This window comes from Pseudomonas sp. Irchel 3A18, assembly GCF_900187465.1.
GTDB lineage: Bacteria > Pseudomonadota > Gammaproteobacteria > Pseudomonadales > Pseudomonadaceae > Aquipseudomonas > Aquipseudomonas cichorii.
Genome location: NZ_FYDI01000011.1, coordinates 57,966 through 70,187, shown reverse-complemented (window position 1 = coordinate 70,187; position 12,222 = coordinate 57,966). Strand labels below are relative to the sequence as shown.

At 59.8% G+C, this 12,222-nt stretch carries 10 protein-coding genes; 3 read left to right on the top strand and 7 right to left on the bottom strand.

Annotated elements, in window-relative coordinates:
- Positions 1-13: 13 nt before the first annotated feature.
- The 7 genes from CKW23_RS19645 to gloB form a co-directional block, all read right to left on the bottom strand.
- Positions 14-1,624 carry an ABC transporter ATP-binding protein gene (locus tag CKW23_RS19645; RefSeq protein ID WP_025259230.1) on the bottom strand — a complete coding sequence of 537 codons (1,611 nt, stop codon included), beginning with the start codon at positions 1,622-1,624 and terminating at the stop codon, positions 14-16.
- 1 nt (position 1,625) lies between these two features.
- Entirely contained in the window at positions 1,626-2,645 is a 1,020-nt protein-coding gene (locus CKW23_RS19640) for an ABC transporter permease (RefSeq protein WP_095068168.1), read from the bottom strand.
- 1 nt (position 2,646) lies between these two features.
- Positions 2,647-3,720, bottom strand: a complete 1,074-nt coding sequence (locus tag CKW23_RS19635; RefSeq protein WP_025259232.1) for a microcin C ABC transporter permease YejB — start codon at positions 3,718-3,720, stop codon at positions 2,647-2,649.
- A 1-nt stretch (position 3,721) separates the two neighbouring features.
- On the bottom strand, positions 3,722-5,569 hold the full coding sequence (locus CKW23_RS19630; protein ID WP_025259233.1) for an extracellular solute-binding protein: 1,848 nt from the start codon (positions 5,567-5,569) through the stop codon (positions 3,722-3,724).
- On the bottom strand, positions 5,566-7,395 hold the full coding sequence (locus CKW23_RS19625; protein ID WP_025259234.1) for an extracellular solute-binding protein: 1,830 nt from the start codon (positions 7,393-7,395) through the stop codon (positions 5,566-5,568). The genes CKW23_RS19630 and CKW23_RS19625 overlap by 4 nt, the downstream gene beginning before the upstream one ends.
- Before the next feature lie 137 nt (positions 7,396-7,532).
- On the bottom strand, positions 7,533-9,113 hold the full coding sequence (locus CKW23_RS19620; protein ID WP_025259235.1) for a LysM peptidoglycan-binding domain-containing protein: 1,581 nt from the start codon (positions 9,111-9,113) through the stop codon (positions 7,533-7,535).
- A gap of 98 nt (positions 9,114-9,211) precedes the next feature.
- On the bottom strand, positions 9,212-9,991 hold the full coding sequence (gene gloB, locus CKW23_RS19615) for a hydroxyacylglutathione hydrolase (RefSeq protein WP_095068167.1): 780 nt from the start codon (positions 9,989-9,991) through the stop codon (positions 9,212-9,214).
- Between the two features lie 78 nt (positions 9,992-10,069).
- Between gloB and CKW23_RS19610 the strand changes: the two genes are divergently transcribed.
- The 3 genes from CKW23_RS19610 to dnaQ all read left to right on the top strand — a co-directional run bounded on the left by CKW23_RS19610 (position 10,070) and on the right by dnaQ (position 12,190).
- Positions 10,070-10,828: a class I SAM-dependent methyltransferase gene (locus CKW23_RS19610; protein WP_025259237.1), complete on the top strand. Its 759-nt coding sequence runs from the start codon at positions 10,070-10,072 to the stop codon at positions 10,826-10,828.
- A 54-nt stretch (positions 10,829-10,882) separates the two neighbouring features.
- Entirely contained in the window at positions 10,883-11,335 is a 453-nt protein-coding gene (gene rnhA, locus CKW23_RS19605) for a ribonuclease HI (RefSeq protein WP_025259238.1), read from the top strand.
- Positions 11,336-11,413: 78 nt separating this feature from the next.
- A complete protein-coding gene (gene dnaQ, locus CKW23_RS19600) occupies positions 11,414-12,190 on the top strand; it encodes a DNA polymerase III subunit epsilon (RefSeq protein WP_025259239.1) in 777 nt (258 codons plus the stop codon).
- Positions 12,191-12,222: the final 32 nt, after the last annotated feature.

Genomic DNA, 12,222 nt, shown 5'->3' with positions numbered 1-12,222 from the left:
GTTCCTCTTCAGGTTAATCGACAGCTACCGGCGCCAGAAAGGCGGCTTCCAGTAGCTGCTGTGTATAAGGATGTTGCGGTGCGGCGAAGATATCCTGCGCCACACCCTGTTCGACCACTTTGCCTTGCTTGACCACCATCAACTGGTGGCTCAGCGCTTTGACGACAGCCAGGTCATGGCTGATGAACAAATACGTCAGGTTGTACTTGGTTTGCAGCGAGCGCAGTAACTCGACTACCTGGCGTTGTACTGTCCGGTCGAGAGCCGATGTCGGCTCGTCCAGCAGAATCAGCGCCGGTTTTAACACCAATGCACGGGCTATGGCGATTCGCTGCCGTTGCCCACCCGAGAACTCGTGGGGGTAGCGGTGCCGGGTTTCCGGGTCCAGACCTACTTCCCTGAGTGCCTCGATAATAGCCGTTTCCTGCTCGGCCTCCGTCCCCATGCCATGAATGCGCAGGCCTTCGCCCACGATATCGCTCACTGACATGCGCGGGCTCAGACTGCCGAACGGGTCCTGGAACACCACCTGGATCTGTCTGCGCAGCGGACGAATCTGCTGCTGCGACAGGCCATTGAGCGGTTTGCCCTGGAACCGTATGGCACCCTCGCTGCCGATGAGCCTGAGTATTGCCAGGCCCAGCGTCGATTTGCCCGATCCACTTTCACCGACAATCCCCAGAGTCTGCCCTTGAGGCAGGCTGAAGCGAATACCATCCACCGCCTTGATGTGATCGACGGTTCGCTTGAGCAGGCCTTTCTTGATCGGGAACCAGACTTTCAGGTCCTCGACTTCAAGCAGTGGAGCGCCAGCCGGGTTGGTCGAAGGACCGCCGCTGGGCTCTGCACTGAGCAAAACCTGGGTGTACGGATGCTGTGGTGAACGGAACAGCTCTTCGCACAATGCTTGTTCGACGATGCAACCGCGCTGCATGACACATACGCGATTGGCTATTTGCCTCACAACGTTCAAATCATGGCTGATCAACAGCAATGCCATGCCCAGTCGAGCCTGTAATTGCTTGAGCAATTCAAGGATTTTCAGCTGTACCGTAACGTCCAGCGCAGTGGTGGGTTCGTCGGCAATCAGCAGCTCGGGTTCGTTGGCCAGGGCCATGGCAATCATGACGCGCTGGCGCTGGCCGCCCGACAACTCGTGGGGCAAAGCCTTGAGGCGCTTGTGCGGTTCGGGGATGCCGACCATTTCCAGCAGCTCCAGCGTGCGCGCCGTGGCGGCCTTGCCGGTGAGCCCCTTGTGCAGGCCGAGCACTTCGTTGATCTGCTTTTCCACCGAATGCAGCGGATTGAGCGAGGTCATGGGCTCCTGGAAAATCATGGCAATGCGATTGCCACGAATGGAGCGCAGTTTTTTCTCATCCATCGTCAACAGGTCATCGCCCGCATAGCGGATGGTGCCGGCAGGATGGGTAGCGATGGGGTAGGGCAGCAGGCGCAGGATCGAGTGCGCGGTGACCGACTTGCCGGAGCCGCTTTCGCCGACCAGAGCCAGGGTTTCGCCGCGACGGATATCGAAGCTGATGTTTTCGACCACGCGCTGGCGCGACTCGCCTGTCACGAACTCGACCGCCAGATCGCGGATTTCGATCAGATTGTCATTGTTCATTTCATTTCCTTGGGTCGAAAGCATCGCGGGCGGATTCGCCGATGAACACCAGCAGGCTCAGCATCAATGCCAGTACGGCAAAGGCGCTGATCCCGAGCCACGGGGCCTGCAGGTTGGATTTGCCCTGCGCAACCAGTTCGCCCAGGGAAGGCGAGCCTGCGGGCAGACCGAAGCCCAGGAAGTCCAGCGCCGTCAGGGTGCCGATGGCACCGGTCAGAATGAACGGCATGAAGGTCATGGTCGACACCATGGCATTGGGCAGGATGTGGCGGAACATGATTGCGCCGTTCTCCATGCCCAGCGCCCGGGCGGCGCGCACGTATTCCAGATTGCGGCCGCGCAGGAATTCGGCACGTACCACATCCACCAGGCTCATCCAGGAAAACAGCAGCATGATGCCCAGCAGCCACCAGAAATTGGGCTGCACGAAGCTGGCGAGGATAATCAGCAGGTACAGCACCGGCAGCCCTGACCAGACTTCCAGGAAACGCTGGCCCAGGAGGTCCACCCAGCCGCCATAGAAACCCTGCAATGCCCCGGCAATCACCCCGATGACGGAGCTGAGCACCGTCAGGATCAGTGCGAACAGCACCGAGATGCGGAAACCGTAGATGACACGGGCCAGAACATCGCGTCCCTGATCGTCGGTGCCCAGCAGGTTTTCCCGTGAGGGCGGCGCGGGAGCGGGGACTTTCAGGTCATAGTTGATGCTCTGGTAGCTGAACGGAATGGGCGCCCACAGGGTCCAGCCGTTCTTCTGCGCCAGCAATTCCTTGATGTACGGGCTCTTGTAGTTGGCTTCCAGCGGGAATTCACCACCAAAGGTGGTTTCCGGGTAGCGCTTGACTACCGGGAAGAACCACTCGCCGTCATAGCGCACGGCCAGTGGCTTGTCGTTGGCGATCAGTTCGGCGCCCATGCTCAGGCCGAACAGGATCAGGAACAGCCACAGCGACCACCAGCCGCGCTTGTTGGCCTTGAAACGCTCGAAGCGGCGGCGATTGAGAGGAGACAGCTTCATATCAATGCTTCCTGCTTTCAAAGTCGATGCGCGGATCCACGAGGGTGTAAGTGAGGTCGCCGATCAGTTTCACCAGAAGCCCCAGCAGGGTAAAGATGAACAGGGTGCCGAAGACCACCGGGTAGTCGCGGTTGATGGCTGCCTCAAAGCTCATCAGGCCCAGGCCGTCCAGGGAGAAGATCACTTCCACCAGCAGCGAGCCGGTGAAGAAGATGCCCATGAAGGCGGACGGGAAACCGGCGATCACCAGCAACATGGCGTTGCGGAACACATGGCCGTACAGCACGCGGTTATTGCTCAGGCCCTTGGCCTTTGCGGTCACGACGTACTGTTTGCTGATTTCGTCCAGGAAGCTGTTCTTGGTCAGCAGGGTCATGGTGGCGAAGTTGCCGATCACCAGCGCTGTCACCGGCAGCACCAGGTGCCAGAAGTAATCGCCTATCTTGCCCAGGGTGCTCATTTCGTCGAAGCCGTTTGATGTCAGGCCGCGCAACGGGAACCAGTTGAAGTAACTGCCGCCGGCAAACAGCACGATCAGCAGGATCGCGAACAGGAAGGCGGGAATGGCATAGCCGACGATGATGGCCGAGCTGGTCCAGACATCGAAATGGCTGCCATGGCGCGTGGCCTTGGCGATGCCCAGCGGGATCGACACCAGATACATGATCAGGGTGCTCCACAGCCCGAGGGATATGGACACCGGCATCTTCTCGACAATCAGGTCGATCACCTTCGCATCGCGAAAGAAGCTGTCACCGAAATCCAGCGTCGCGTAGTTCTTGATCATGATCCACAAGCGCTCCGGTGCCGACTTGTCGAAGCCGTACATGCGCTCGATTTCCTTGACCAGCGCCGGGTCCAGGCCCTGTGCGCCGCGATAGTTGGAGCCGGCCACCGAGACTTCCGAACCGCCACCGGCGATGCGGCTGGTGGCACCGTCGAAGCCTTCGATCTTGGCGATCATCTGCTCCACAGGTCCACCGGGAGCAGCCTGGATGATGATGAAGTTGATGATCAGAATGCCGAATAGAGTCGGGATAATCAGCAGCAGGCGCCGGAGAATATAAGCCAGCATGTTATTGCTCCGTACTCGCAGGTTCAGCCTGCCCGTTGGCAGGTTGCTCGGGGACTGCCGGTTTTGCGTCCGGTTTCACCCACCAGGTCATCACGCCGATATCCGACAGTGCCTTTGCCTTGGGGTGGGCGATATGGTCCCAGTAGGCCACGCGCCAGGTCTTGATGTGCCAGTTGGGCACCACATAGAAGCCCCAGAGCAGCACGCGATCCATGGCCTGGGTATGAGCGACCAGGTTCTGGCGCGAGTCGGCATTGATCAGGCCGTCCACCAGGGTATCGATGGCCGGGTCCTTGAGGCCCATGAAGTTGCGGCTGCCAGGGTTGTCGGCGCTGGAGGAATGGAAGTAGATCCGCTGTTCGTTGCCCGGAGAGCTGGATTGCGGGTAGCTGCTGACAATCATCTCGTAATCCCGCGAGCGCAGGCGATTGATGTACTCCGAGACGTCCACCCGGCGAATGCTCAGTTCGATACCCAGGTCATTCAGGTTACGCTTGTAGGGCAGCAAAACCCGCTCGAACTCGGTCTGGGCCAGCAGGAACTCCAGTTTGACCGGGTTGCCCTGGGTATCCACCATCTTGTCATTGACGATTTTCCAGCCCGCTTCCTGCAAGAGCTGGAAGGCGCGGCGCAGTTGCGGGCGAATCATGCCGCTGCCATCGTTGACCGGCAGTTTGTATTCCTCGTTGAAGACCCGGTCGGGGATCTTGCCGCGCAAGGGCTCCAGAATGGCCAGTTCCTGGGGCGATGGGAGGCCTCGGGCGGCCATCTCTGAATTGTCGAAATAGCTTTTGGTCCGGCTGTAGGAGCCGTTGAACAGTTGCTTGTTGGTCCACTCGAAATCCAGCAGCAGCGTCAGGGCCTCGCGAACCCGTATGTCCTGGAACACCGGTTTGCGCAGGTTGAAGACGAAGCCCTGCATGCCGGTCGGGTTGCCGTTGGGCAACTCTTCCTTGATCAGGCGCCCATCGCGCACGGCGGGGGTGTTGTAGGCGGTGGCCCAGTTCTTGGCGCTTGTTTCCATCCAGTAATCGAACTGCCCGGCCTTGCCGGCTTCCAGAGCGACGGTGTTGTCACGGTAGTAATCGGTGGTCAGGACATCGAAGTTATAGAGGCCCTTGTTGATCGGCAGATCCTTGGCCCAGTAGTCCTTGACCCGCTCGTAGCGCACCGAGCGTCCGGCCTTGACCTCTGCCACCTTGTAGGGGCCGCTGCCCAGCGGGACGTCCAGATTGCTTTTGCTGAAATCCCGGGTCGCCCAGAAATGCTTGGGCAGTACCGGCAACTGGCCGATGATCAACGGCATTTCGCGGTTGTTCTTGTGCTTGAACTTGAACAGCACGCGCAGGGGATCTTCGGCAATCACCTGATCGACATCGGCGTAATAGCCGCGATACATAGGGGAGCCATGCTTCATCAGGGCTTCAAAGCTGAACACCACATCCTCGGCGCGAACGGGATGTCCGTCATGGAAGCGTGCTTCAGGGCGCAGGTAGAAGCGCACCCAGTCGTTGTCCGGGGATTTCTCGATCTTGCCAGCGATCAATCCGTACTCGGTGAAGGGTTCATCCAGGCTGCGGCTGGTGAGGGTGTCATAGATGAGGCTGACGTCGTCGGCGGCAACACCCTTGTTGATGAAGGGGTTCAGGCTGTCAAAACTGCCGAAGCCTGCCTGGCGAAAGGTCCCGCCCTTGGGCGCGTCGGGGTTCACGTAATCGAAATGCTTGAAGTTGGCCGGGTATTTCGGGGCTTCGTCATACAGCGTCACGGCGTGCTGGGGAGCAGCCTGGGCGGTGCAGACGATACCGGCCAGGAATGCCTGCATGAACAGGGAGCGCAGTAGGGTCATCGGGTCTTCTCCGGAGTCTTGAGCCACCACGCACGCAGCCCCAGGGTATAGGGCGGGGTGGTGACCATGGCGAATCGATTGCGATAGGCCAGGCGATGATTGTTCAGGTACCAGTTCGGGATGCTGTAATGCTGGGAGAGCAACACACGATCAAGTGCGCGTGCCGTTGCGACTTGTTCGTCATGCGTCTGTGCGGCCAGCAACTTGTTGAGCAGGCCGTCGACCACTGGGTTGGCGACACCTGCGTAGTTCTTGCTGCCATTGACCGAGGCCTGGCTGGAGTGGAAATACTGCCACTGCTCAAGGCCAGGGCTGAGTGTCTGTTGCAGGGTCATGAGGATCATGTCGAAGTCGAAGTGATCCAGCCGCTGCTTGTATTGGGCACGGTCCACGGTCCGCAGGCTGGCTTCGATACCGATGCGGCGCAGGTCTTCTATATAAGGCTGCAGAATGCGTTCGAGGTTGGGGTTCACCAGCAGGATTTCAAAGCGCAGCGGCTGTTTGTCCGCATTGAGCAGGCCTTGCTCGGAGAGCTTCCAGCCTGCCTGGGTCAGCAGGCCCAGCGCCTGGCGCAGGGTTTCCCGCGGGATGCCCCGGGCATCGGTCTTCGAGGGGCTGAAAGGCCCGGTGAACAGGCTGGCGGGTAACTGGTCCCGGTAAGGCTCCAGCAGTTCCAGTTCGCGACCGGTGGGCTGGCCTGTCGCAGAAAACTCGCTGTTGGGGTAGTAGCTGGTGGAACGTGAGTAGGCATCACTGAACAGTGCCCGGTTGGTCCACTCGAAATTGAACATCAGCCCCAGCGCCTCGCGAACCCTGATGTCGGCAAAGGTGCCGCGCCGGGTGTTCATGAACAGGCCCTGAGTCTGGGTCGGAATCCGGTGAGGGATCTGCGCCTTGATCACCTGCCCATTGGCGACCGCCGGGAAGTTGTAGCCATTGGCCCAGTTTTTGGCCTGATGTTCGATATAAATGTCGAATTCACCGGCTTTGAAGGCTTCAAACGCCACATCGCTGTCGCGGTAGAACTCCACTTCTACCCGGTCGAAATTGTATTTGCCGCGATTGACCGGCAAGTCCTTGCCCCAGTAGTCCTTCACCCGCTCGAATACCAGTTGGCGTCCGGGTTGCACGCGGGTGATGCGGTAGGGGCCGCTGCCCAGGGGCGGCTCAAAAGTCGTGGCCTTGAAGTCGCGGTCTTTCCAGTAGTGCTGCGGCAGCACCGCCAGTTCGCCCAGGCGCAGAATCAGCAGCGGATTGCCGGAGCGCTTGAAAACAAAGCGGATGCGATGGCGGTTGAGGATGTCGACCCGCTGCACTTCCTGCAAGGCCGTGCGGTATTGCGGGTGACCGTCCTTGAGCAACGTGCGGTAGGAGAAGGCCACGTCATAGGCGGTAATCGGCTTGCCATCATGGAAGCGCGCCTGAGGACGAAGGTTGAACACCACCCAGCTACGGTCCTCGCTGAACTCCACCGACTGGGCGATCAGCCCATAGCTCGAAGTCGGCTCATCGCCGGACGGGTCGTATTGGCCGGTGCCGACCATCAAGGGCTCGTTCAGCTCGTTGACGCCATATTGCAGGAAGTTACCGGTCGAAACCGGGCTGGTGCCTTTGAAGGTGTAGGGGTTGAGGGTGTCGAACGTACCGAAGGCCATCATTCGCAAGGTGCCACCCTTCGGCGCCTCGGGATTGACCCAGTCGAAATGAGTGAAGCTGGCCGGGTACTTGAGAACGCCAAACTGCGCATAGCCATTGCTTTCGCTGATGGCTGCGCTGGCACAGAAGCTCAAGACCAGACAGATAAACAGCAGGAAGGGACGTATCACGATCCAGACGGCTTGGGCTTTCGGGTCGCTAACAGTAACAGCTTGTCCCGGCTGGAAAAAGACCGCAGGCAATGCCGGTGGGATGGTCTGAACGACCACTTGCCCCGAGGTTGCTCCAGGGCAGGTGGCCGGCGTCATCAATGAGGCAGGTAGACAGTCAGGGTCTGGCCGGGTTTAAGGGCCTGACCGGTACGCGGGTTCCAGCGCTTGAGATGCTTCATGTCGACATTGAAGCGCTTGGCGACCAGATACATCGAGTCGCCTTTCTGGATCTTGTACTGCATGGATTTCTTGTCGCCGGGCTCGGCGCTGGCGGTTGCCGTGCTATTGGCCTTGCCGCCCTGTACGACCAGCGTCTGGCCGATCTGGAGCTTGTTGCCGGAAAGCTTGTTCCAGCGTTGCAGCTCTACGACATCAACCTTGTGTGCCTGAGCGATGCTCGACAGGTTGTCGCCACTCCTGACCTTGTAGCTGCGGCCGGTGGCCGGCTTGTCGTTGCTGGCCAGTTCCTCGAACACTGGCTGCGAAGACTTCGTGCCGGGCTGGACCGGAATGTTCAGGGATTGACCTGCCTTCAGCCTGTTGCCTTCCAGTCTGTTGTTGCTCTTGATCGAGCTGACCGTCACCTGATAACGACCGGCAAGGCTTTCCAGCGTATCGCCACGGCGCACACGGTAGGGCTGCCATGCGGTCAGTTCTTCGGGCTTCATGGCCGACAGGCTTGCCGTCAACAGTTGGGCCTTGGATGTCGGCACCAGCAAATGCTGAGGGCCGTCGATGGTCAGGCGCTTCTTGAAGGCCGGGTTGAGCTGGATGAGCTCGTCTTCGTCGATATTGGCCAGGCTCGCGACCTTGGACAGGTCGACACGCTTGTTGAGCTCGACGACTTCGAAATAGGGCTCGTTGGCAATCGGGTTCAGGTTGACGCCATAGGCATCCGGCGACAGAACCACCTGGGACAAGGCCAGCAACTTGGGCACGTAGTCACGTGTTTCCTGTGGCAGCGGCAGGTTCCAGTAGTCTGTAGGCAGGCCGAGCTTCTCGTTGCGTTCGATGGCGCGGCTGACCGTGCCTTCGCCGGCATTGTAGGCGGCCAGTGCCAGCAGCCAGTCGCCGTTGAACATGTCATGCAGCTTGGTCAGGTAATCCATGGCTGCCACGGTGGATGCCTGGATATCGCGGCGCCCGTCATAGAAGTTGGTCTGGCGCAGATTGAAGTAACGCCCTGTGGACGGGATGAACTGCCACAGGCCGACAGCCTGGCTGCGGGAAATGGCCATCGGGTTGTAGGCGCTTTCGATCACTGGCAGCAGGGCCAGTTCGAGGGGCATGTTGCGTTCTTCAAGGCGCTCGACGATGTAATGCATGTAGAGGCTGCCACGCTCGCCTGCGCCTTCCAGAAACGAGGGGTTGTTGGCGAACCACAGACGCTGCTGGTCGATACGCGGGTTCTGGTCGTTGTTCTGTTGCAGCTGGAAGCCCTGGCGCATCCGGTCCCAGATATCCTGGGGTGGTGCCGAAGGGCTTGGCGTCTGGGTGATGAAGATGGGTTTTTGCTTGATATGGGTAGCGAGGTTGGACGTGCGGTAAGTGCTGCTGGGCTCGACGTGACTGGTGGTCTGACAGCCTGCCAGCAGGGCGCTCGCGGCTACAGCCACAGCCTGCGCGAGCCGAGTCAATGCGTCCGGATTTAGGTGTTTGTGTGTGAGTGACGACATTGGCTGGGGGGGACTTCCAGGCGAAAATGTCGGGCGATTCTAGAAAGCGTCCCCCCAACGGTCAACCTTTCAGAACTTTTGTGCCGATCACTCGGGTTTTAGAACGTATCTTTCCATGCCCTCAAGCTAGCAAAAACCTCGCTCGGCGAGGGGTTTTCGTGGCCGCTCCGTTCGTCCGCTTTTTCTTTAACAGATGTTTCCCCGACCCTCAGGAAGGGGTTGGTGCGTCGTTCCAGAGCTAGATTGGAAGGCAGACTGATGCGATTTTCGCTGCGCCACTGGCTGACTTGCGCCAGACGTTCGGCAATGTCCCGATTGTCCGGTTCCACGGCCTGGGCGAAAAGCAGATTGCTCAGGGTGTACTCGTGGGCGCAGTAGATCAGCGTGCTGTCGGGCAATGCCGCCAGTCGGCTCAGGGATTCATGCATCTGCTGAGGCCTCCCTTCAAACAGACGACCGCAGCCTGCGGCGAACAGGGTGTCGCCACTGAACAGCACGGGAGAGGTGGTGTCATGGTGATAGAAGGCGATATGGCCCAGGGTATGGCCCGGTACGGCATGGACCACGAAGTCCTGGCCCAGAACCGATACCCGGTCATTGTCGGTCAGCGCGACATCACGGGCCGGAATGTTTTCCGTGGCCGGGCCGAGCACGCGGGCACCTGTGGCCTGCTTGAGACGCACGACACCGCCGACATGGTCGTTGTGATGGTGAGTGATCAGGATGTCGCTCAGTTGCCAGCCAGGATTGTGCTCCAGCCAGTCGAGGACCGGCTGTGCATCACCCGGATCGACCACTGCGCAGCGCTGAGTGGAAAGGTCTTGTAACAACCAGATGTAGTTATCGTTGAAAGCGTGCAGAGCGTGAATCTGTATCATGGCGCAGTTCGCACATCAGGAAACAATGGTGCATCTTAGTCTTTGATGCGGTTGCAAGCGAACCCAAGGAGACCCCACATGACCGATGAAGCGTTCGCCCAGGCTGATCCTGAATGGTTGGCCCTGATGCAGGCCGCACGCACCTGGCTGTCCGGGCCGTTGGGGCAACTGCTGCTCGAAGAGGAGCGCCGGGTGCTCGAAGATGAGCTGGGGCGTTATTTCGGTGGTTACCTGGTGCATTACGGGCCATCTGCTGAAAACCCGCCCGTAGCGAAGCAGGTGCAACGCAATGTCCGGCTCGGGGCGCCGTTGCCCGGCGTCGAGATCGTTTGCGAAGAAGAGGCCTGGCCCTTGAGCGAGCATGCCGCCGATGTGGTGGTCCTGCAGCACGGCCTGGATTTCTGCCTTTCGCCCCATGGCCTGCTGCGCGAAGCCGCCAGCAGCGTCAGGCCGGGCGGTCACCTGCTGATTATCGGTATCAACCCCTGGAGTACCTGGGGTTTGCGGCATTTCTTTGCCCGTGATGGCTTGCGCAAGGCGCGCTGCATTTCACCGTCCCGGGTTGCCGACTGGTTGAACCTGCTGGGGTTCGCGCTGGAGAAGCGTCGCTTCGGATGCTATCGTCCGCCTCTTTCTTCGGCGGCATGGCAGGCACGCCTTGGCGGTCTGGAAAGCCTCGGTGAGGGGCGGCAAAGTCCGGGCGGCGGCTTCTATCTATTGGTGGCGCGCAAGCTGGTTGTTGGCTTGCGTCCCTTGCGTCAGGTCCGTCGCGAGCCAATGGGCAAGCTGATCCCGTTGCCGATGGCCAAGGTCAATCGCAATACGCCGCAACCTTAGAGCGTCGAGCCTGCCGTCCTGCCGAATAATCCCTTTGATTCTGGAACGGTTGTAATGAGCGAAAGCGTTGAACTCTTCACTGATGGCGCCTGCAAGGGCAACCCTGGTCCTGGTGGCTGGGGTGCATTGCTCATCTACAAGGGCGTCGAAAAGGAATTGTGGGGCGGCGAGGCCAATACCACCAATAACCGCATGGAACTGACCGGTGCCATTCGCGGCCTGGAAGAACTCAAGCGTCCTTGCGAAGTGACCCTGGTGACGGACTCGCAATACGTCATGAAAGGCATTACCGAGTGGATGGTCAACTGGAAGAAGCGCGGCTGGAAGACCGCTGCCAAGGAGCCGGTCAAGAATGCCGACCTCTGGCAACAACTGGACGAACAGGTCAGCCGTCATACCGTGAAGTGGCAGTGGGTGCGTGGCCATATCGGCCATCCCGGCAACGAGCGTGCCGACCAGTTGGCCAACCGTGGCGTGGATGAGGTGCGCGGCATCAAGCAGGGCTGATGTTGGCCGGATGAGCTGAACGGCTCATCCGGCCTTGCAGCATGCTAAGATCGCGGCCTGTAGACGAGGCAACAGTCAATGGCAGTGCAAAACACAGATAACAGGTCCGTAGTACTCGATACCGAAACCACCGGTATGCCCGTCACCGACGGCCACCGCATCATCGAGATCGGTTGCGTCGAGTTGATTGGCCGCCGCCTGACCGGGCGGCATTTTCACGTCTATCTGCAACCTGATCGCGAGAGCGATGAAGGTGCGATTGGCGTTCACGGTATCACCAACGAATTTCTGGTTGGCAAACCGCGCTTCAATGAAGTCGCCGAAGAGTTCTTCGAGTTCATCAAGGGCGCCCGGCTGATCATCCATAACGCGGCGTTCGACGTTGGTTTCATCAACAACGAATTCGCGTTGATGGGCGCGCACGACAAGGCCGATATCACCCAGCATTGCTCGGTGCTCGATACGCTGTTGATGGCTCGTGAGCGTCACCCGGGCCAGCGCAACAGCCTCGATGCCTTGTGCAAACGCTATGGCGTAGACAACTCGGGCCGTGAGCTGCACGGCGCATTGCTCGACTCCGAGATCCTGGCCGATGTCTATCTGGCCATGACCGGTGGGCAGACCAGCCTGTCTCTGGCCGGTAACGCGAGCGATGACAACGGCTCCAGCGGTGGGAGTGCCAACCGCGGCAGCGAGATTCGCCGCCTGTCCGGCCGTCAGCCGTCGCGCATCATTCGTGCGACCGAAAGTGAAGTGGCAGAGCATGAAGCACGCCTGGCCATTATTGCCAAGGCGGCAGGCGCGCCGCCGTTGTGGGTTCAGTTGCAAGAGGCCAAGGCTCAGGCTTCGTCCTGACCGGGCCATGGTTTGCACCAGCATGGCAGCGG

Excerpts from the sequence above, each read along its gene's own strand:
- CKW23_RS19645 (WP_025259230.1), bottom strand. The coding sequence starts at position 1,624 with ATGAACAATGACAATCTGATCGAAATCCGCGATCTGGCGGTCGAGTTC.
- CKW23_RS19640 (WP_095068168.1), bottom strand. The coding sequence starts at position 2,645 with ATGAAGCTGTCTCCTCTCAATCGCCGCCGCTTCGAGCGTTTCAAGGCC.
- CKW23_RS19635 (WP_025259232.1), bottom strand. The coding sequence starts at position 3,720 with ATGCTGGCTTATATTCTCCGGCGCCTGCTGCTGATTATCCCGACTCTA.
- CKW23_RS19630 (WP_025259233.1), bottom strand. The coding sequence starts at position 5,569 with ATGACCCTACTGCGCTCCCTGTTCATGCAGGCATTCCTGGCCGGTATC.
- CKW23_RS19620 (WP_025259235.1), bottom strand. The coding sequence starts at position 9,113 with ATGTCGTCACTCACACACAAACACCTAAATCCGGACGCATTGACTCGG.
- gloB (WP_095068167.1), bottom strand. The coding sequence starts at position 9,991 with ATGATACAGATTCACGCTCTGCACGCTTTCAACGATAACTACATCTGG.
- CKW23_RS19610 (WP_025259237.1), top strand. The coding sequence starts at position 10,070 with ATGACCGATGAAGCGTTCGCCCAGGCTGATCCTGAATGGTTGGCCCTG.
- rnhA (WP_025259238.1), top strand. The coding sequence starts at position 10,883 with ATGAGCGAAAGCGTTGAACTCTTCACTGATGGCGCCTGCAAGGGCAAC.
- dnaQ (WP_025259239.1), top strand. The coding sequence starts at position 11,414 with ATGGCAGTGCAAAACACAGATAACAGGTCCGTAGTACTCGATACCGAA.